The sequence below is a fragment of the Streptomyces sp. NPDC048565 genome (genome assembly GCF_040650935.1).
GTDB lineage: Bacteria > Actinomycetota > Actinomycetes > Streptomycetales > Streptomycetaceae > Streptomyces.
In genome coordinates this window covers 285,323-305,057 of record NZ_JBEZIH010000003.1, presented here as the reverse complement: position 1 = coordinate 305,057, position 19,735 = coordinate 285,323, and the positions used below count along the sequence as shown (strand labels likewise).

Below are 19,735 nucleotides of genomic sequence, written 5' to 3'. Positions count from 1 at the left end.
GGTCATCGGGGGTGGCGGCTCGCTGGACGGCAGGTCAGCCGTTGCCCAGTTCCTTCCACTCCTTCTGGGCGGCGTTCAGCTCACCGGCCACCTTGTCCAGGAACGCCTTGGCCGTGATCTTGCCGAGGAGCAGCTTCTGGAAGTCCGGCTCGTTGTCCGCCTTGCTGATGTTGTTCCAGTCGGGCAGGTAGTACGGCAGGTCGACGATCTTGGTGGAGCCGTCGGTGAGGGCCTTCGCGGCGAGCTCGGTGGGCTCCGCCTCGGAGATCCAGGGGTCCTTGGCCGCCTCGGTGTTGGCCGGGATGGCGCCCGCGGACTCGTTCCACTTGCTGTTGGACTCGTGGGAGGCCGCGAACTCGATGAACTTCCAGGCCGCGGTCTTGTTCTTGCTGGTACGGAAGAGGCCGAGGCCGTCGACGGGGTTGGAGACCTGGACGCGTGTGCCGCCCTCCCCGATCGGGGCGGGTATCCCGGCGAACTTGCCCTCGCCCAGCGCCTTCAGGTGGTCCTGGTAGGAGCCGAGGTTGTGGCTGAGCATCCCGATGGTGCCGGTGTCCCACTGGGCGACCATCTTGGTGAAGTCGTTGTTGACGTCGGCGGCCGGCGTCGTCTTCTTGAAAAGGGCGGCGTACTTCTCCAGCGCCTCGACGTTCTTCGGGTCGTTCAGGGTCGTCGTGTCGCCGTCCCAGAAGTCCGTGATGCCGGTCTGGCCGTAGATCGCGTCCAGGGCCTGCGCGATGGAGCCCGCGCCGCCGCGGATGGTGTAGCCGAACTTGTTGTTCTTCGCGTCGGTGAGCTTGTCCGCGGCCTCGTAGAACTTGGGCCAGGTGGAGGGCGCGTCCAGGCCCGCCGCCTTGAACAGGTCGGTGCGGTACCAGAGCGCGCCGTTGTTCGCGGAGGTCGGCACGGCGTAGACGTCGTCGCCCCGTCCGGCCGCGGCTCTGACGCTCTCGACCATGTTGTCGACGAGCTTGCCCTTCAGCGACGACTTCTCCAGCCGGTCGTTGACCGGCTCCAGTGCCTCCTGGGAGACCATCCCGGCCAGGAACGCGGTGCCGACGCCGCCCACGTCGGGGAGCCCGCCGCCGGCGATGGCCGTGTCGTACTTGGACTGGACGTCGGCGATCGGGATCGGGACGTACTTGACCTTGATGTCCGGGTTCTTCTTCTCGAAGTCCTTGATGATCTCGGTCCAGACGGCGGTGCGTGGACCGCCGTTGTTGTCCCAGAAGGTGATCTCGCCCTTTCCGCTGCCCTCCGTGCCTGAGCTGCTGCCGTCGTCACCACAGGCAGTGGCTCCGAGGGCCAGGACCGCCGTGAGGGACACCGCGGTCGCGGCACGCCCCCGGAACGCCTTCGAGATGTTCATGTCAGCTCGTCTCTCTCGGAATCTGTACACGTGCGTGGGGGGAGGTCGGTGGTACGCAGGTGCGTCATCGCGGCTCCTACAGCGGTGCGGGTCAGACGGTGCGGGGTCAGACGGTGCGAGGAGTTCCGGTGGTGCGGAACGAGGTGAAGCCGGCCGTTCCTGACGGCTCGGTCCCGGCCGGCGCGGTGGCGAAGAGGCCCAGCAGCGCGCCGACCCAGCGCCAGGGGGCCGCCGCGAAGACCTGTCCGGAGGCCTGAAAGCCGGTCCCGTCGCCGGTGTCGGCGTAGAAGCGGCAGCGGGCGCCCCGGGTGACCTCGATACGGACGCGGACGGCGGCCCCGGGTGCGGGGCGGGGGTGTTCGGCGTCCCGCTCGTGCTCGGCGACGGCCTCGGCGTAGCGGTGTACGAGCCTGGCCGTCCCGTCGGGCCCGGCCTCGAGACCGATCCAGGAGAAGGCGTCCCCGAGCACGGCGAGCCCGGCCTTGGCCCCCGGTTCGCGGGAGTCGAGCGTGAGGGAGGTCTCGGCGGTGAACTCCTCGGCGGGCAGCCGCTGCACCAGGACGTTGGGCAGGGCGCGCAGGTCGTGGGCGTACGCGGTCCGCACGCAGCTGAGGCGCAGCCCGTCGCCGCCGTGCCGGACCGTCCAGCCGGGCCGCGGGTTGGCGGTCCACTGCCACTGCCTGCCGTACCGGCCGCCGGGGAAGTCGTCGGCGGAGGCCGGCGCTTCTGCGGGCTGCTCAGGGGCCTCGGGGCTGCGGTGCACGAGGACGGGTTCCCCCTCGTCACCGATGACCGGCCAGCCTCCCTCCCAGCGCATCGGCTGGAGGTGCACCACACGGCCGTACGCTCCGCGGGACTGGAAGTGCAGGAACCAGTCCTCGCCCGCGGCGGTCCTGACCCAGCTGCCCTGGTGCGGGCCGTTGACCTCGGTGCTGCCCTGGGCGAGTACGACCCGCTCCTCGTAGGGCCCCTCGAACGTCCGCGAGCGGAAGGCCCCCTGCCAGCCGGTCTCCACTCCCCCGGCCGGGGCGAAGATCCAGAACCAGCCGTCGTGCCGGTGGAGCTTGGGTCCCTCAAGGGTGAACCAGCCCGGGATCGTGTCGGCGTCGACGAGGGTCGTGCCCGCGTCGAGGAGCTCACGTCCGTCGGGGCTCATCCGGTGGCCGGTGAGGCGGTTCTTGATGCCGGAGCGTGACTTCGCCCAGGCGTGCACCAGATAGGCCTCGCCTGTCTCCTCGTCCCACAGGGGGCACGCGTCGATGAGGCCCTTGCCCGACTTGACGAGGTGCGGGGCGCTCCAGGGGCCGCGGATGTCCTCGGCGTTGATCTGCTGGATACCGTGGTCGGGGTCGCCCCAGAAGATCCAGAAGCGCCCGGCGTGGTGGCGCAGCGAGGGCGCCCACACCCCGCAGTCGTGGCGGGGCACGGCGAAGTCGGCGTCCGGTGAGAGCCGTTCGAGCGCGTGACCCACCAGCGTCCAGTTGACGAGGTCGCGGGAGTGCAGCAGGGGCAGTCCCGGTACGCGGCCGAAGCTGGAGGCGGTGAGGTAGAAGTCGTCTCCGACGCGTACGACGTCGGGGTCGGACCAGTCGGAGTTCAGGACCGGGTTGCGGTAGGTGCCGTTACCGAGGTCGGGTCTCCAGGGCATCGTCATGCGGCGACCGCCTTGCGGACGTGGGCCGCCGCGGCGTCCCGGTCGAGGCGTCCGTCGGCGACGACGGTGACGACCCGGCGCACGACGGTGGCTCCGGCGGCGACGGGGAGCCGGCGGTCGGCGGCCAGGGAGGAGCCGACCCCCGGGTACGAGGTGGTCCGTACGAACCAGGGGTCGCGCCGGGTCTCGTCGGTCGCACCGGCGAAGACGAGCGTCCAGCCGTCCCCTGCGAGGGCCAGCCAGTCGGCGGTCCTGCCGTGCACGGCTTCCTCGCCGTCGAGCGTTCCGCTGAAGACGGCGGGCGGGACGTCCTCCTTGGGCGCACGCCAGAAGAAGCCGCCGTATCCGGCGCCGGGGCGGCCGTTGGTGGCGGGGCTGCCGATGGACAGGTCGTTGCCGCTCCGGTTGGAGAGGGAGAAGGAGAAGTCCAGCGCCCAGGCGGTCGCGGAGATCCCGCCGACGGCGACCGTGCGGTGCTCGCGCAGCAGCTCGGCGCCGTCGGCCTCCCAGCTGAGCTCCTCCACGAAGCCGTCCGGGTCGCGCAGCTTCCAGCCGATGTGGCGCTGCGTCCCGTGGTTGTCGAGCGCGGTGGGGCCCTGGTCGCGGACGAAGGTGCGCCCGCCCCAGAAGTTGTGTCCCGCCACGTCGGGCACCGCGACCGAGGCGCCCAGGTGGTGCAGGTGGTCGGCCGGCCGCTCCTCGGTGACGGGGATGCCGGCGAGCGTGGTGACGGGGTGCAGATAGGGGCGGCTGTCCGTCTCGGGCCGGTAGCTGTAGCGGCCGACGGGGCGCCCGGCGCAGCTCAGGAGTGCGGTGGTCATGCTGTGCTCACCTCGCTTGGTCGCGCCCAGGAGGCGCCTAGTTCGGAGAAGAGGGTGAGGGTGTCGGCCGCGGCGGCGACGGTGCCGTCGATGCCGCGCACGATGCGCCGTACGCCGTCGCCGTGGTCGGCGGGCCTGCTGTGCCAGGCGGTGGCCGGCAGCGCGGTGGGCTCGGGTGCGGTGCGTACGGCGTCCAGGACCCGCATGAAGGCACCGGTCCGCTCGGGCGGTACGAGGAGCTCGGTGCCGTGCTCCAGGTGGTCGAGCAGGTTCTCCAGGAGGTCGGTCCGTCCGTGGACGGTCTCCTCGGGGCCGTGTCCGGAACGCTGGACGAGGATCCGGTCCTGCTTGTACCAGAAGGTGATGCGTCCGCGGTCGCCGTGGACGATCACATACGGTTCGTCGGCCTCCTCCGCGCAGAGGGTGACGGCGATGGTCACCGGCAGCCCGTCGGTGGTGGTGACCCGGACGCAGCTGGTGTCGTCGGACTCGATGTCGTGGGCCCTGAACAGCTCGGTCTCGATGGACGCCACGTCCTTGGCCGTCCCCCGGCCGGCGAGTTCGAGCGCGGTGGCGACGGCGTGCGCGAGGGGGTTGGTGAGCACCCCGTCGACCACGTCGGTCCCGCCCATCCGGCGGCGCCCGGCCCAGGGCGCCCGCCGGAAGTAGGCGTCGTCGCGGACCCAGGCACCGGCGGCGCCGACGCCCCTGACCGTGCCGATCGCCCCGGAGCGTACGAGGTCCTTGACGGCCCCCACGGCGTGCGAGCCGAAGGACTGGAAGCCGATCTGGCAGGCGATGCCCGCCTCCCGCACCCCCTCGGCCATGCGGGCGTAGTCGTCCCAGGTCGCGGCCGGCGGCTTCTCCAGGAGGAGATGGACACCACGGGCCGCCGCGGTCAGCGCCAGCGCGGTGTGGGTCGGGATGGGGGTGCAGATGACGGCGCCGCGGGCGCCGGTGGAGTCGAGGAGCGCCCCGAAGTCATCGGACTGCTCGGGCATCTCCCCGGCGAACTGGTCGAGTTCGTCCTCGGTCAGCGGGTTCAGTTCGCATATCCCGGCCAGCCTGACCAGGCCCTGGTGCTGGAGGCGCCGGATGTTGGCGAGGTGCCAGCGGCCGTGGCCGCGGGCTCCGGCCAGGACGAGGGGCACCGGGGTGGTCGCACGCGTCGGGTGGTGCGTCCGGGTCATGTCCGTCATCCCTTCACCGCACCGGCGCTGAAGCCGGTGATGAGCCACTTCTGGATGAAGGCGAAGACGATCACCACGGGCACGGCGGCGATCACCCCGCCCGCGGCCAGCGCTCCGAGGTCGACGCTGTCGGCGCCGATCAGAGTGTTGAGGCCGACCGGGATCGTCTGCTTGTCCTGTTCGCTGAGGAACATCAGGGCGAACAGGAAGTGGTTCCAGCTGTGGACGAAGGCGAAGGAGCCGACCGCGATCAGTCCGGGGCGCAGCAGCGGCAGGACCACGGCGCAGAACGCCTTGAAGCGCGAGCAGCCGTCCACCCAGGCGGCCTCTTCGAGCGAGACCGGCACGTTCTTGATGAAGCCGCTGATCAGGATGATCGAGAGGGGGAGCTGGAAGACGGTCTCCGCGATGACGACACTCCCCAGGGAGTTGATCATCTGGAGGTTCTTGAAGATCTCGAAGAGCGGCACGAGCATCAGGGCGCCCGGGATGAACTGCGAGCAGAGCAGCGCCAGCATGAAGGCGCCCTTGATCTTGAAGTCGAAGCGGGCCAGGGCGTAGCCGCCGGCCAGCGCGACCAGGGTCGTGGCGATCAGCGTCGCGACCCCGACGATCATGCTGTTCTGGAAGAAGAGGGCGAAGCTGCGCTCGTTCCAGACCTTGGAGAAGTGGTCCGCCGTCATCGGCCAGGGCACCAGCGAGGTGGATCCTGCGGGCCGTACGGCGAAAAGGAGCATCCAGTAGAACGGGATGAGCGTGAAGAGCAGGTAGATCCCGAGCGGCACATAGATCTGCCAGCGCGGTACGTCGTCGAAGGCTCGCTCGCGCTTGGGGCGGCGGGGCGGGGAGGGCGGCGGGGCGGCGTCGTCCCGGTCGGGGCCCGGCGTTCGGGCGCCGTTCTTCTTCTCCACGAGTGCGGCGGTCACTTCTTGTCGCCTCCGAACTTGCTCAGGCGCAGATAGACGATCGAGCAGAACAGGAGGATCACGAAGGCGACGGTGGTGAGCGCGGAGGCGTATCCGAAGTCGTGGCCCTCGATGCCTGTGTTGGCGACGTAGAGCGGGAGTGTGGTGGTCTCGCCCGCGGGTCCGCCGCCGGTGAGGGTGTAGAGCAGGTCGACGTTGTTGAACTCCCAGACCCCGCGCAGCAGGGTGGCCAGGATGATCGCGTCGCGCAGGTGCGGCAGCGTGATGTGGAAGAACTGCCGCATCCGGCCCGCTCCGTCCACCGACGCCGCCTCGTACAGCTCCTTGGAGACGGACTGCAGGTCGGCGAGGATGAGGATGGCGAAGAAGGGCACTCCGCGCCAGAGTTCGGAGACGGTCGCCGCCCAGAAGACGGTCCCGGTGTCGGAGAGGACCGAGGTGCCGTACTCACCGATCCCGGCGTCCGCGAGGTAGCGGCTGAAGCCGGTCGAGGAGTTGTAGAGCAGGATCCAGATGGTGCTGGTCAGGACGCCGGAGACGGCCCAGGGCGAGAAGACCATGGCGCGGGATATGCCGCGGCCGATGAAGCTCTGGTTGACGATCAGGGCGAGCGCGAGGCCGAGGACGAGCTGCAGGGTCACCTGGGTGAAGACCCACTGGGCGCTGAAGCCGAGCGTCGGCCAGAACTTGTCGTCGTCGGTGAAGATCCGGGTGAAGTTGTCGAGGCCGGCGAAGCCGTTCCGCCACGGCTTGGTGACGTTGTAGTTCTGCAGGCTGTAGTAGAAGACGCTGATCACCGGATAGGCGATGAAGCCCAGCATCAGCAGGCCGGCCGGCGCGATCAGCAGATACGGCAGTCGGCGGGGGGTGGCCGAGCGGCGCCTGGACGCCTTCCCCTTGGGGGGTGGTGTGGCCACGGCTGCGGATTGGGCCATGACGCGTCTCCGATCTCTGGATGAGCTGGATGTGCCGTTCTTTCGGTGCATGGTGCAAGCGCTTACCGCATGCCGTTCGATATTCCGGACGGGGCGATGCGCGGAATTCTCTTCGCCCGGGTTCAGCCCGGGTTCAGCCCGCGTAGGGGTCGGGCACTTCTCCCTGCCTGGCCAGGAACTCGAAGTCGCAGCCGGTGTCGGCCTGGGTGATCTGGTCCTGGTAGAGCGCCCCGTAGCCGCGTCCGTAGCGGGCGGGCGGCTCGGTCCACGCGGCCCTGCGCAGCTCCAGCTCCTCGTCGGACACGTCGAGGTGCAGCAGCCGCGCCTCGACGTCCAGCGTGATCGGATCACCGGTGCGGACCAGGGCGAGCGGCCCGCCGACGAAGGACTCGGGGGCGATGTGCAGGACGCAGGCGCCGTAACTGGTGCCGCTCATCCGGGCGTCGGAGAGCCGCACCATGTCGCGTACGCCCTGCTTCAGCAGGTAGTCGGGGATCGGCAGCATGCCGTACTCGGGCATACCGGGGCCGCCCTTGGGGCCGGCGTTGCGGAGCACCAGCACATGGTCCGGGGTGAGGGCCAGGGCCGGGTCGTTGATGGTGCGCTGCATCTCCTTGTAGTCGTCGAAGACGACCGCGGGCCCGGTGTGGCGCAGGAGATGCGGCTCGGCGGCGATGTGCTTGATGACCGCGCCGTCGGGACAGAGGTTGCCGCGCAGGACCGCCACACCGCCCTCGTCGGCCAGCGGGTCCTCGCGTTCCCGGATGACGTCGGCGTTGTGGACGAGCGCTCCGTCGAGCTGTTCACGCAGGGTGTCGTGCGCGACGGTGGGCCGGTCCAGGTGGAGTACGTCGGTGAGCCGCGCCAGGAATCCGGGCAGCCCCCCGGCGAAGTGGAAGTCCTCCATCAGGTACTTCCCGCCGGGGCGGAGGTTGGCGAGGACGGGCACGGTGCGGGCGATACGGTCGAAGTCGTCCAGGGTGAGCTTCACCCCGGAACGGCCCGCCATCGCTATCAGATGGATGACGGCGTTGGTGGAGCCGCCGAGCGCCAGGACGGTGGCGACCGCGTCCTCGTACGCGTCCGCCGTGAGGATGCGCGACAGCTTCAGCTGCCGCCACACCAGCTCGACGATCCGGATCCCGGACTGTGCCGCCATCCGGTCGTGCCCGGAGTCGACGGCCGGGATCGACGAGGCACCCGGCACGGTGACGCCCAGCGCCTCGGCCGCGGCCGTCAGGGTCGAGGCGGTGCCCATCGTCATGCAGTGGCCGGGTGAGCGGGCGAGCCCGTTCTCCAGCTCGGCCATCTCGCAGTCGCCGATCAGACCGGCCCGCTTGTCGTCCCAGTACTTCCACATGTCCGTGCCGGAGCCCAGGACCTCGTTGCGCCAGTGCCCCGGCAGCATCGGTCCCGCGGGCACGAAGACCGTCGGCAGGTCGACGGACGCGGCGCCCATCAGCAGGGCGGGCGTGGACTTGTCGCAGCCGCCCAGCAGCACGGCGCCGTCGACGGGGTAGGAGCGCAGCAGCTCCTCCGTCTCCATCGCCAGCATGTTGCGGTAGAGCATCGGGGTGGGCTTCTGGAAGGTCTCCGAGAGGGTGGAGACCGGGAATTCGAGAGGGAAGCCGCCCGCCTGCCAGACGCCCCGCTTGACCGCCTGTGCACGCTCACGCAGGTGTACATGGCAGGGGTTGATGTCGGACCAGGTGTTGAGGATCGCGATGACCGGCTTGCCCAGGTGCTCGTCGGGGAGGTAGCCGAGCTGCCGGGTGCGGGCGCGGTGGCTGAACGAGCGGAGCCCGTCCGTGCCGTACCACTGGTGGCTGCGCAGCTCCTCGGGGGCGATGCGGCCGCCTCCCCCCGCGCCGGTGTCGCTCATATCGACCACCCGGCGACCAGACGGGCGACCTCGGCGCGCTGCGGCTCGGGCAGGGCCCGGCTCGGCGGACGTACGTCGCGCCGGCAGAGTCCGAGCGAGGCCAGGGCCTCCTTGACGACCGTGACGTTGTTGGCGGACTGCCGGTCGGCGCGCAGGTCCTCGAAGCGGCGGATCTGCTCCCAGACCTTCATGGCCGCGACGTAGTCGCCCGCCCGCAGTGCCTCCAGCATGGCGAGCGAGACACCGGGCGCGACGTTGACGAGTCCGGAGGTGAATCCGGTGGCGCCGGTCGCGAAGTAGGAGGGGGCGTACAGCTCGGCGAGACCGGCGACCCATACGAACCGTTCCAGGCCCGCGTCCCGGGCGAACGCGCCGAAGCGGGCGGCGTCCGGGACGGCGTACTTCACGCCGATGACGTTGGGGCAGCTGTCCGCGAGCTCGGCGAGACGCTCGCCCGCGAGCAGCGGGTTACGGACGTACGGCACGATCCCGAGCCCGGGGACGGCCTCGGCGATGGCGCGGTGGTAGTCGACCCAGCCGTCCTGCGAGACGTAGGGGTGCACCGGCTGGTGCACCATCACCATCTCGGCCCCGATGTCCCTGGCGTGCTCGGCGGCGGCCACGGCGGTCGGCACGTCGTGGCCGACCCCCACCACCACGGTGGCACGGCCGCCCGCCTCCTCGACGGTGAGTTCGGTGACGGTGCGCCGCTCGTCGGGGGTGAGTGCGTAGAACTCACCGGTGTTGCCGTTCGGGGTGACGATGCGGACACCGCCGTCGAGGAGCCGCCGCAGCAGCGCGCGGTGCGCCGGGATGTCGATGCTCCCGTCCTGTGTGAACGGGGTCACCGGGATCGCCACAACGTCTGCGAGGGCCGCCTTCAGCGGGGAGAGGTCCATGCGGACTGGCCTTTCGTCGAGGTGCTGGTGTTTCACGCCGTGTCACCCCCGTCTTCGTCGTCGGGGAAGGCACGGCGCACGAACGATGCGATGTGGTCGTGCAGAGCGGCCGCTGCGGCTGCCGCGTCGTCGGCGAGGGCGAGCCGCAGGATCTCGCGGTGTTCGGCCGCCTCGCGCTCCCAGGTGGGGATCGCGGACCAGGCCACGGTCGACACGAGTGCGGCCTGGTCGCGGATCTCGTCGAGCATCCGGGCCAGCAACGGGTTCCCGCAGGGGACGTAGAGCGCCCGGTGGAAGTCCCGGTTGGCGAGCGACCTGTCCGCCTTGTCGATCGCCGAGTCGGCGCGCTCCAGGGCCTCCTGGGCCGCCTCGAGAGAGGCCTTGCGGGTGATGGAGCGGCGCAGCGCCTCCGGTTCGAGGAGCAGTCGCACGTCGTACACCTCGCGGGCCATGGTCGCGTCGACGAGCCGCACGGTGGCACCCTTGTACTGGCTCATGACGACGAGTCCGGTGCCCGCGAGCGTCTTCAGGGCCTCGCGTACGGGCGTCTTCGACACCCCGAACTGCGCGGCGAGTTCGGTCTCCACGAGCGCTTGTCCCGGTTTCAGCTGCGCGGTGAGGATGGCGTGCTTGATCGCCTCCAGCACGTACTGGGTCCTGGACGGAATCGGGGCAGGCGCAAAGGTCATGGGTGAAGAGCTCTCACATCTCGCGTATCGCGTCTCATATATGACGTACGAAGTACGACGCGATGAAGCTAGAGCGGTGGGAATGTTTCGTCAACGCTTCTGACAGAAGAAGTTCGCCGAACATGGCGCAGGTCCCCGGCCGCACACCGGGGACCCGCACTTCAAGGGGGGCCTTTGACGCCCCGGGGTCAGCCGCCGCGGACGGCGGAGAGCGCGTTCGTGACGGCGCTCAGGTCCGGCCCCGAGGCCAGGCCCGCGTGGTAGAGGCGCAGTTCGTTCGCGCCGAGCGAGGCGGCGTGCGCGGCGTCCTGTGCCAGCGTCGCGGGGCTGCCGCCCATCGCGCTCACCACGTTGAAGTTCGCCGCCAGCACTCCGGACAGCCCCGCGAACGGCCCGAGTACGGCCTCGCGCGCCTGCTCGCCGCCGGTGCAGGGCAGCACTACGCCGTCCGCGGTCGACAGGATGTGGGCGGGATCGGTCCCGACGTTGGCGCCCGTGCGGTAGGAGGCGGGGTCGGCGTGCAGCAGGACCTGGAAGTCCGGTGCTGCCGCGGCCCGCACAGCGGCGACGGCCGCCTCCTGGAGGCCCTTGGCGACCTGCACGCGCCACCGCAGGGTGGCGTCGGCGAGGCCGGCGCCGAGCAGCTTCTCGACGGCGGCCCAGCCCTGTTCGCCGGATCCGGATCCGGCGAACACCGGTTCCAGGGCGCGGCGTACGGCGGTACGCAGCTCCTCGGCGTCCAGCCCCACGGTGGCGTAGCCGGCCCGGCAGTCGGCGCAGAAGCAGAGGGACATCAGATACTGCGCGGCGTCCCCGAGCGCGACCCCGGAGGTCTTGTCGTGGGCGTGCAGATGGGCGAAGCCGTACCAGCCGCAGGACTCCAGCTCGGTGCCCGCCGCCCCGGGGCGCACGGCGGCCTCGGCCGCCAGGTCCACCAGATACGCGTGGACGGCGGGCTGCGCGATGCACGGCGCCCAGGGGTAGCGGTCGCCGTAGGCGTTGACCACGGAGGTGTCCGGATGCTCCGCGCCCAGGCGCGAGTTGTGCGCGAGGACCACCCAGGAGTGCACCTGGAGCCCGGCGGCCGCGAGGGCCTCGGCCGCCTCGGCGTACGGGTCGTCCCCCGTCACCCAGGTCTGCGCGTAGGGGCGCGGTTCACGCCCCGCCCAGCGCGTGGCGTCGGGCGGGTAGAGCACCGCCGCGTGCTCGGCCGTCACGATCCGGTGGCCGGGGTGGCGTGGGGTGAGGGCCCGGGTGGAGTGGTAGGCCGCCGCGAGCGTCACCTGCTGGACACCGAGGCCCGCGAGGCGTGCCGGGGCGTCCGGGTCCCCCACGACGTCCCAGGGGTACAGGAATGCCGATGCCTTCATTTCGCCTCCCCCGCACGGTGCTTCTCCAGCAGCGCGCGGCCGTCGGCGACGATCGAGGTCAGCTCCTCGATGTGCGCGGCCGGGGGCTCGGTGAGCGGGGTGCGCACCGGTCCGACGTCCAGGCCCTCCAGCCGGACGCCCGCCTTCACGAGCGAGACCGCGTAGCCGCGGCCCTTGGCCCGCAGCTCGACGAACGGCCGGTAGAAGTGGTCGAGCAGCGCGTTGACCAGGACGTCGTCGCCGGTGTCCAGCGCCCGGTAGAAGGCCATGGCGATGTCGGGGGCGAAGGCGAAGACGGCGGAGGAGTAGAGCGCGACACCGATGCCCCGGTAGGCGAGCCCGGTGAGCTCGGCCGTGGGCAGCCCGTTGAAGTACAGGAACTCCTCACCGGGCAGCCCGGTGCGTACGGCGCTGACGATGCGCTGCATCAGGTCGAGGTCGCCGTAGCCGTCCTTGAGGCCGATGATCCCCGGGGTCCGCGCCAGCGCGAGGACCGTCTCCGGGGTGAAGACCGCGTTGTCCCGCTGATAGACGACCGTCTCCAGGGAGGTGGCGGCGGCGAGGGCCGCGTAGTGGGCCAGGAGCCCTTCCTGACCGGCGACGACGAGGTAGGGCGGCATGGCGAGGAGCCCGTCCGCGCCGGCGTCCTCGGCGAGCTTCGCGTACTGGATGGCGAGCGCCGTGCCGTAGCCGGCGCCGGCGACCACGGGCACCTGTCCGGCGGTCTCCTCGACGGCCGCCCCGACGACGCGCCGGAACTCCTCCGGGGCAAGGGCGTGGAACTCACCGGTGCCGCAGCAGGCGAAGACGGCTGCCGCACCGGCGTCCACACCCTTGCGCACATGTGCGCGGAATGCGTCGAGATCGATGGTGCCGTCCGGACCGTAGGCGGTGACGGGGAAGAAGAGCGGCCCGGCGACGTCGGTGAGTCGGGCGGCTAGGGGGGCTGAGGTCACGGGCGCTCCCTGAGCGATGCGGGCGTTGCACGGCGCGTACGGCGTGCACAATTATGATCGGCGTCCATATTTATGAACGATGCCACGCTAAGCCAGGCTCGCAGCGTCGGTCAAGGCACGAGCATCCGAACTCGGAGCGAACCGGCCGACCCCGAGCGACACTTGACGCGGTCCGTCGCAACTTCTTAGCGTGTCCACGCATGTGAATGCTGCCCATGGCTTTGACGCGTCGGGCGGCCGTGCGACACAGACGTGCCCCCGCGCCCGCACCGAGGAGATCCCCGTATGCCAGCTCCGCGCACCGTCCTTCTCACCGGCGCCGCCGGCGGCCTCGGCACCCTGATGCGGGGGCTGCTTCCCGCGTACGGCTACGACCTCCGGCTCCTCGACCTCACCCCGATCGACGGCGAACCGGACGCCGTCACCGCCGACCTCGGCGACAAGGCCGCGCTGCGGGAAGCGGTGCGTGGCGTGGACGCGGTCATCCACCTCGCGGGCATCTCCCTCGAGGCCTCGTTCGACAAGATCCTGCACTCCAACATCGAGGGCACGTACAACCTCTACGAGGCCGCGCGCGAGGAGGGCGTCGGGCGCATCGTGTTCGCCTCGTCCAACCACGCCGTCGGCTACACCCCGTACCCACGCGACGGCGACCCGCTGATCCCGGTCGAGACCCCCCGCCGCCCCGACACCTTCTACGGCCTTTCGAAGTCCTTCGGCGAGGACCTGGCCCAGCTCTACTGGGAGAAGCACGGCATGGAGACCGTCTCCGTGCGGATCGGCTCCTGCTTCATGGAGCCGACGTCGGTGCGGATGCTGTCCATGTGGATGAGCCCCGGCGACGGGGCCCGCCTCTTCCACGCGGCCCTCACCGCCGATGGCGTGGGGCACACCGTGGTCTACGGCTCCTCCGACAACACCCGGCTGTGGTGGGACCTGACGACGGCCCGCTCCCTCGGCTACGAGCCGCAGGACGACTCCGAGCAGTACGCCGAGAAGCTCGTCGCCGAGCACGGCGAGCTGGACCCGGCCAATCCCGAGCAGGCCCGCATCGGCGGCCACTTCGTCACGAACCCGCCCATCTGGCCCTACTGAGGGCCCTCTTGTCCCGTACGCCCGTACGGGGCAAGCCTTCAAAGGTAAGGGAACGGCAAAGCCGGGTCGTTCGTTACTCCGTGCATGACCGCAATGACCCCCGGCTCGAACATCCCTCTCTCCGCCGCCCGTGTGGCGGTGGACGTCGCCGCCCCGGTGCGGCTCGACGTCTCGGGCCTGCTGCTCACCGCTGACGGCAAGGTGCGCTCCGACGACGACTTCATCTTCTACAACCAGCCCTCGGGCCCCGGGGTGACCTACCGCTCGGGCGGTGGGTCGGCGCCCGACGCGATCGTGGTGGACACCGCGGCCGTGCCCCCGGGCATCGAGAAGATCGTGGTCACGGCGAGCCCCGACGCCGCGGGCCAGACCTTCCAGGGCGTCGAGCCCACCGCCACCGTGCGCAACGCGGACGACGGCAGCGCGCTCGCCACCTTCACCCCGCCGCAGCTGGGCAGCGAGACCGCGCTCGTGGTCATCGAGATCTACCTGCGCAACGGCGCCTGGAAGGCCCGCGCGGTCGGCCAGGGCTATGCGAACGGGCTGGCCGGCATCGCCACGGACTTCGGCGTGTCGGTGGAGGAGCCTGCCGCCGCCGCGCCGCCGCCCCCTGCGGCCGCACCGCTCGCACCGCCCGTCGCTCCCCCGCCGCCGCCGACCGCCGCGCCGCTCGACCCCCGGATCGCGCCTCCGGCCCCGGTGGCTCCCGCTGCCCCGGTGGCACCCGCTGCGCCTCCCGCGCCGCCGGCCCCCGCCGGCTCCGGCAAGGTCAACCTGGACAAGGGCCGCGTCAGCCTCCAGAAGAATCAGACCGTGTCCCTGGTCAAGGGCGGCAGGCCGCTGCTCTCGCAGGTCAAGATGGGGCTCGGCTGGGAGCCCGCGTTCCGCGGCAAGGACATCGACCTCGACGCCTCCGTGGTCGCCTTCGGCGCCGGCCGGGATCACCTGGACAGCTGCTACTTCGGCAAGCTCTCCATCCTGAACGGCGCGATCAAGCACTCCGGCGACAACCTCACAGGCGAGGGCGCGGGTGACGACGAGGTGATCGTCGTGGATCTCGGCCGGATCCCCGCCGAGGCCACCGGCCTGGTCTTCACGGTCAACTCCTTCACCGGGCAGAAGTTCACCGAGGTCGCCAAGGCCTACTGCAGGCTGGTCGACGCGGCCACCGACGAGGAGCTGGTCCGCTTCGACCTGACCGGCGCCGAGCCGCAGACCGGCGTGATGATGGCCAAGCTGATCAGGCAGTTCTCCGGCGAGTGGGAGATGACCGCGATCGGCGAGTTCGTGAAGTCGCGGACCGTCCGCGGCATGGTCAAGCCCGCCGCGAAGGCCCTGTAGCACCACCGGCCCCAGGAACGGCTTCCGGGGCACCCGCGGGTTCTCTCCCCTCAGGTGCCCCGGATCCGGAGACTCTCCGGTGGACGCGGTGCGTGCTCGTTCGCTCCCTCAGAGCTTGGTCAGCTTGGAATACGGGCTCAGGATCCTCCCCTGTCGCCCCGAGAAGTCGATGAGCACTGCGTCGTTGTCGCCCTCGACAGCGAGGACTCGGCCGAGTCCGAACTGGTCGTGCGACACCCTGTCGCCCACATCGAAGCACTCGACCGGTGGGGCCGCCTGGGCCGGGCGGTTGAAGGGACTGGAAGGCAGGTGACGCCGGGAACCGGCTGACTGTTTCATTACGGTCGAGTATGCGCCCTGTAAGCCCCCGACGCCATGCCCGACCGCTTCCGGGCGGGCAGTAGTGCCGCATTCGTAATCAGCGGTTCCAGGCCATGGTCCGCGCTCCCGCCCGCTTCCCGCAAGGGCGGCGAGCGGGAGCGCCGCCCCGGAAAGCCCCCCGAAGGTGTGGCGCTTCTCGCTCCCCCCGGGGCGAGGCGGCGCCACCTCGGGAGGGGCGGTCAGTGGCGGCCGAAGACCTTGCGCGCGGTTCCCAGGTCGAGGAAGACCGTCTCCCCCGTGGAGTCCTCCAGACCGTCGTTGTCGGTGACTGCGTAGACATGGCCGTCACCGGCCACCGTGAGACCTTCCAGCTTCTCCTGCGTCCAGCCCTTCGTGGCCCGCAGGTCGGGCAGCACGTCGTGGGCGAGGGTCTTGGGCAGCACGGTGAGCTCACCGCCGGGGGCGGCGTCCCTGGGCAGGTCGACGGTGTAGATCCGCTTGACCTTCGCGGCCGGGCCGTTCAGCTTGTCGCGCTCGATGACGGCGAGCTTGTCACCGACCACGGTGATCTCGGACAGCCCGACCCAGTCGCCGTCCGTGGTGGTGGTGCCGAGCCGGTAGCCGTACCAGCTCCAGGTGCCCGCCCTGACGTCGTAGCGGCCGATGCGGACCACGCCGTCCGGGTCGCCCTCGGCCTCGCGCTGGAGCGCCGCCCAGACGATCTCGCGGCCGTCGCGTCCTGTGCCGGCCGTGACGCCTTCGAAGCCCTGGGCGCCGAGGCCGTCGGCGACGTCCGAGGGGAGCGGCACGACCTGCTGGGTGACTCCGTGGCGGTCCAGGCGCACCAGCTGGTTGCCGGCGCCCGTCGCGCCCTCGGCCGCCAGCCAGAAGCCGCCCTGCGGGCGGGCGTGGATGCCCTCGGCGTCGTAACCCACGGGCTTGCCCGAGGCGTCCTTGACGGCCAGCTCACGCCTGATGACGGCGGGCTCGGCGCTCGTGTCGATCGTGAGGATGCGCGTGGTGTCGTACGCGGCGTCGGTGACGGTGTACACCTCGTCGTCGCGTCCCGGCACGGCCGACAGCGCGCCGAGCGCGCCCCAGCCGATGGGGGTGCCCTTGGAGTCGGGGGCCGAGACGAGCGAGGGGGTGGACGGCTTGCCCCTGCCGAGCCGGAACAGGCTCACCGACGCCCGTACCCCCGCATCGGCGTCGTCCTCCTCGCTGGAGACCGCGAGCAGTCCGCGCGAGGGGATCGGCAGGATGCCCTCGGGGCCGTTGGTGGTCGGCAGCACCTGGCGGAAGACCGGCCGGGTGGGCTTGCTGACGTCGTAGACGGCGACGAAGTTGCTGCGCTCGGAGCCGACGAAGGCGTAGCGGACACCGTCGTAGGTGGCGACCGCCAGGCCTTCGGGCTCGGTGCCCTTCTTCTCGGAGCGGCCGTCGTCGAGCAGGCCGTGGCTCGCTGCCAGGTGCTCGAAGCTGTTGCCCGCGTCCCGGACCACCTTGCCGGTGCGGCTGTCGAAGACGCTCCAGCCACGGGTGCCGCCCTTCCAGTCGCCCTCGTTGGCGGTGGCCAGATAGCGGTCGTCTATCCAGCCGAGTGCGTCCGGTTCGCGTGGCACGTGGGTGATCGACCCGGTCTGGTCGATGACGCCGTCCTCGACGGTGTCGATGCCGTCGACGGAGGCCGTGCCGGCAGTGAACGCCTTGGTGAGGCGCCCCGACGCGAGGTCGATCAGGACGACGCCGTTGTTCTCCTGGAGGGTCACGGCGAGCAGGCCACGGCTGTTGACGGAGACGTACTCCGGCTCCGGGTCGGTGGGCTCGGTGATGCCGGCGGCCACCAGTGCGGGCAGCGCGGCCCCGTCCTTCCCGGTCAGCGGCACCGCGCGGGTGGTCCAGCGGGCGGGTGAGGAGGACTTCAGGTCGACGATCTGGACGAATCCGGCGGGGGCCTGCGGGAGGTCGCCCTCGTCGCCGCCCGGCGGGGTGGCTTCCTCGTCCCGCTCGTTCTCGATGGCGATGGCGGCGTACCGCTTGTCCTTGCTGATCGCGATCGAGTCGGGCTGGCCGCCCAGATCGTGGCTGGCCACCCGCTTCCGGGTGCGCAGCGAGATGACGTCGAGGCGGCCGGAGGGCTCGGTGTAGCTCGCGCTGGTGTTCACGACGACCAGCACGTACTGGCCCACGACCGACACCGAGGTCGGCTCGTCCTCGGCGTCACCCAGTTCGGCCAGGGAGAGCGTGCCGAGCCCCTCGGGCCGGTCGGCGTCGCTGATGTCGAGGAAGCCGATCCGCTTGGCGGCGGCGTCGGTGTGGACGAGGGTACGGCCGTCCTCGCTGGTCGCGGAGATCTCGGCGGCCGTCTGCGTCGCGGCGTCCTCACCGGCCGGCCGGTTCTGGAAGACCGGGTAGACGGCGGTACGTTCGAAGGCCGCCGGGCTCCGCCCGTGGTCGCCGTGCGACGGACCCGCGGTCGCCGCACCCGCGCCCACAAGGGTGCCCGCGGTCACGGCCAGAACCGCGAGTGCGGCACACGTTCTCTTCGGGAGCATCGTTCCTCCGGTTCGGTTCACTGAGAACCGGATGCTCGCAGCCGTGAGCCATGGCCAACGGTCCGCCGGGTGAACGGACGGCGAAATTCAGGAGCTTCACCGTCGACCGGGGCGGGCCGCGGCAGCCCTCACGCCGCGACGCCGCCCCGTGCCCGCCTCAGTCCTTCTGCCGCGACCGCGCCTTGTAGGCGGCCTTACGGGCGGCCTTCGCGGCGCCGCGGTCGCTGTGGAGTCGGCCCATCGCGTCGAGGACCTCGGCGGTGGCGGGGTGCTCCACCCGCCAGGCCTCGTCGAAGAAGCCGCTGTGCTGGCCGGCGAGCCCCTCGACCAGCTCCTGGAGCTCGTCCAGTTCGCCGTCGGCGTCAAGTTGCGCGGCGATCGTGTCCACGGCGAGCCAGAAGATCATCGACTCCGGCGGCGCAGGCACGTCCGCCGCGCCGCGCTCCGCGAGCCAGACCCGCGCCAGCCCGCCGAGCTCGGGATCGTCGAGCACCGCCCGCACCTCGGGCTCGGCCTCCTGCCCGACCAGGGCGAGTGCCTGCTGGCAGTGGAGCCTGCGCAGTGGGGCCCGCCGGTCGGCGCCGCGCGCCGCGCCCAGGAGCTCGGCGGCGGCGGCCTGCGCTCCTTCGGCCCCGCGCCGGCCGAGCCAGAGACCGACCTCGGTACGCGCGGCCTCCTCGGGGTAGTAGGCGATGCCGTCGAGGAGGACGTCCGCCCCCTTGTCGGCGAGGTCACCGACGGCGGGTGCCTCCACGCCGGCCTCCAGCATCCGCTCCCGGATGCCGTAGAGACCGAGCGGTGTCAGCTTGACCATGCCGTAGCGGGTGACGTCCTCGTCGTCGGCGGGCGGCGTCGCCTCCTCGCCCTCCTCGGTCAGCAACGTCTCGTCCACGGGCCGGTATTCGACGATCCCGATGGGTTCGAGGACCCGGAACTGGTCGTCCAGCCGCATCATCGCCTCGGACACCTGCTCCAGGACGTCGTCGGTGGGCTCCCCCATGTCGTCGGGCACCACCATGGACGCGGCGAGGGCGGGCAGCGGCACGGGGCCGGCGTCGGGGCCGGCCTCCGAGAGGGTCAGCAGATACAGGTTGCCGAGCACCCCGTCGAGGAATTCGGCCTCCTGCTCCGGGTCCCAGTCCAGGGCGTCGAAGTCGACACTGCCGTCCTCGCCGATGAGGTCGGCGAAGTCGTCGAAGGCGGGGGCGGTGGCGTCCGCGTGCACGGCCTCCAGACCGTCGAGCCAGATCGCGAGGACGTCCCCGGGGGATCCGGAGGTCAGCAGGGCCAGATTCTCACCGACCGTGACGGTGCCCTCCTCGCCGCCCTCCGCTCCGGCGCCCTCGGCCGCATCCTCGGATCCGCCCTCGTCCGCGTCCTGCGGGTCCTCGAAGTCGACGAGCCCGGTGTCGACGGCGAGGCGCCACGCTTCACTGGCGTACGCGGCGCCGTCCTCGTCGTCGCCGAGCCCCAGGTGGCCGGCGGCCTCCGGCAGCTGTGCCTCGACGAGCTCCCCGCCCGCGCCGACCCGGGTCGTGGGACCCGCCCAGCGGGCGAGGCGGACGGCACGCGCGAGCAGCGGAGCGGCCAGCGCGTCCCGTGCCAGCTCGGCCTCGGTGTGCAGCCGCACAGGCGGCAGGGAGGGGCGCTCTGCGGACATCAGGGGGTTCTCCTCGGGGCGTACGGCTGTGCGGACGGGCCCGGCCCGGTGCGTACGGGGCCTTGGCCGCGG

At 71.2% G+C, this 19,735-nt stretch carries 16 protein-coding genes; 2 read left to right on the top strand and 14 right to left on the bottom strand.

Annotated elements, in window-relative coordinates; all coding sequences use genetic code 11:
• Nucleotides 1-34 precede the first annotated feature (34 nt).
• The 11 genes from AB0C75_RS05755 to AB0C75_RS05705 form a co-directional block, all read right to left on the bottom strand.
• A complete protein-coding gene (locus AB0C75_RS05755) occupies nt 35-1,369 on the bottom strand; it encodes a sugar ABC transporter substrate-binding protein (RefSeq protein WP_362887411.1) in 1,335 nt (444 codons plus the stop codon).
• 106 nt (nt 1,370-1,475) lie between these two features.
• Entirely contained in the window at nt 1,476-3,023 is a 1,548-nt protein-coding gene (locus AB0C75_RS05750) for a glycoside hydrolase 43 family protein (protein ID WP_362887410.1), read from the bottom strand.
• On the bottom strand, nt 3,020-3,844 hold the full coding sequence (locus AB0C75_RS05745) for a PmoA family protein (RefSeq protein WP_362887409.1): 825 nt from the start codon (nt 3,842-3,844) through the stop codon (nt 3,020-3,022). Before AB0C75_RS05745 ends, AB0C75_RS05750 begins: the two co-directional genes overlap by 4 nt.
• Nucleotides 3,841-5,043: a Gfo/Idh/MocA family oxidoreductase gene (locus AB0C75_RS05740; protein ID WP_362887408.1), complete on the bottom strand. Its 1,203-nt coding sequence runs from the start codon at nt 5,041-5,043 to the stop codon at nt 3,841-3,843. The genes AB0C75_RS05745 and AB0C75_RS05740 overlap by 4 nt, the downstream gene beginning before the upstream one ends.
• Nucleotides 5,040-5,945, bottom strand: coding sequence for a carbohydrate ABC transporter permease (locus tag AB0C75_RS05735; protein ID WP_362887615.1), 906 nt, complete (start codon nt 5,943-5,945; stop codon nt 5,040-5,042). Before AB0C75_RS05735 ends, AB0C75_RS05740 begins: the two co-directional genes overlap by 4 nt.
• 11 nt (nt 5,946-5,956) lie before the next feature.
• Entirely contained in the window at nt 5,957-6,895 is a 939-nt protein-coding gene (locus tag AB0C75_RS05730) for a sugar ABC transporter permease (RefSeq protein ID WP_362887406.1), read from the bottom strand.
• A 133-nt stretch (nt 6,896-7,028) separates the two neighbouring features.
• Nucleotides 7,029-8,777 (bottom strand): L-arabinonate dehydratase, encoded by a 1,749-nt coding sequence (araD, locus tag AB0C75_RS05725; protein WP_362887404.1) that lies wholly within the window; start codon nt 8,775-8,777, stop codon nt 7,029-7,031.
• A complete protein-coding gene (locus AB0C75_RS05720) occupies nt 8,774-9,676 on the bottom strand; it encodes a dihydrodipicolinate synthase family protein (protein WP_362887613.1) in 903 nt (300 codons plus the stop codon). Before AB0C75_RS05720 ends, araD begins: the two co-directional genes overlap by 4 nt.
• A gap of 32 nt (nt 9,677-9,708) precedes the next feature.
• The gene (locus tag AB0C75_RS05715) at nt 9,709-10,365 is read right to left on the bottom strand and encodes a GntR family transcriptional regulator (RefSeq protein WP_362887403.1); all 657 of its coding nucleotides are present in this window, start codon (nt 10,363-10,365) and stop codon (nt 9,709-9,711) included.
• A 188-nt stretch (nt 10,366-10,553) separates the two neighbouring features.
• Nucleotides 10,554-11,735 (bottom strand): hypothetical protein, encoded by a 1,182-nt coding sequence (locus AB0C75_RS05710; RefSeq protein WP_362887401.1) that lies wholly within the window; start codon nt 11,733-11,735, stop codon nt 10,554-10,556.
• Nucleotides 11,732-12,691, bottom strand: a complete 960-nt coding sequence (locus AB0C75_RS05705) for a 5-dehydro-4-deoxyglucarate dehydratase (RefSeq protein ID WP_362887399.1) — start codon at nt 12,689-12,691, stop codon at nt 11,732-11,734. Before AB0C75_RS05705 ends, AB0C75_RS05710 begins: the two co-directional genes overlap by 4 nt.
• Before the next feature lie 285 nt (nt 12,692-12,976).
• Between AB0C75_RS05705 and AB0C75_RS05700 the strand changes: the two genes are divergently transcribed.
• Nucleotides 12,977-13,786, top strand: coding sequence for an NAD(P)-dependent oxidoreductase (locus AB0C75_RS05700; protein ID WP_362887397.1), 810 nt, complete (start codon nt 12,977-12,979; stop codon nt 13,784-13,786).
• Nucleotides 13,787-13,870: 84 nt separating this feature from the next.
• Entirely contained in the window at nt 13,871-15,127 is a 1,257-nt protein-coding gene (locus AB0C75_RS05695) for a TerD family protein (protein ID WP_362887395.1), read from the top strand.
• 108 nt (nt 15,128-15,235) lie between these two features.
• Here AB0C75_RS05695 and AB0C75_RS05690 read toward each other — a convergent pair whose 3' ends face one another.
• From AB0C75_RS05690 to AB0C75_RS05680, 3 genes are all read right to left on the bottom strand, one after another.
• On the bottom strand, nt 15,236-15,466 hold the full coding sequence (locus AB0C75_RS05690) for a hypothetical protein (RefSeq protein ID WP_014156926.1): 231 nt from the start codon (nt 15,464-15,466) through the stop codon (nt 15,236-15,238).
• A 221-nt stretch (nt 15,467-15,687) separates the two neighbouring features.
• Nucleotides 15,688-18,003, bottom strand: coding sequence for an esterase-like activity of phytase family protein (locus AB0C75_RS05685; RefSeq protein WP_362887393.1), 2,316 nt, complete (start codon nt 18,001-18,003; stop codon nt 15,688-15,690).
• A 157-nt stretch (nt 18,004-18,160) separates the two neighbouring features.
• Entirely contained in the window at nt 18,161-19,663 is a 1,503-nt protein-coding gene (locus AB0C75_RS05680) for a hypothetical protein (RefSeq protein ID WP_362887391.1), read from the bottom strand.
• Nucleotides 19,664-19,735: the final 72 nt, after the last annotated feature.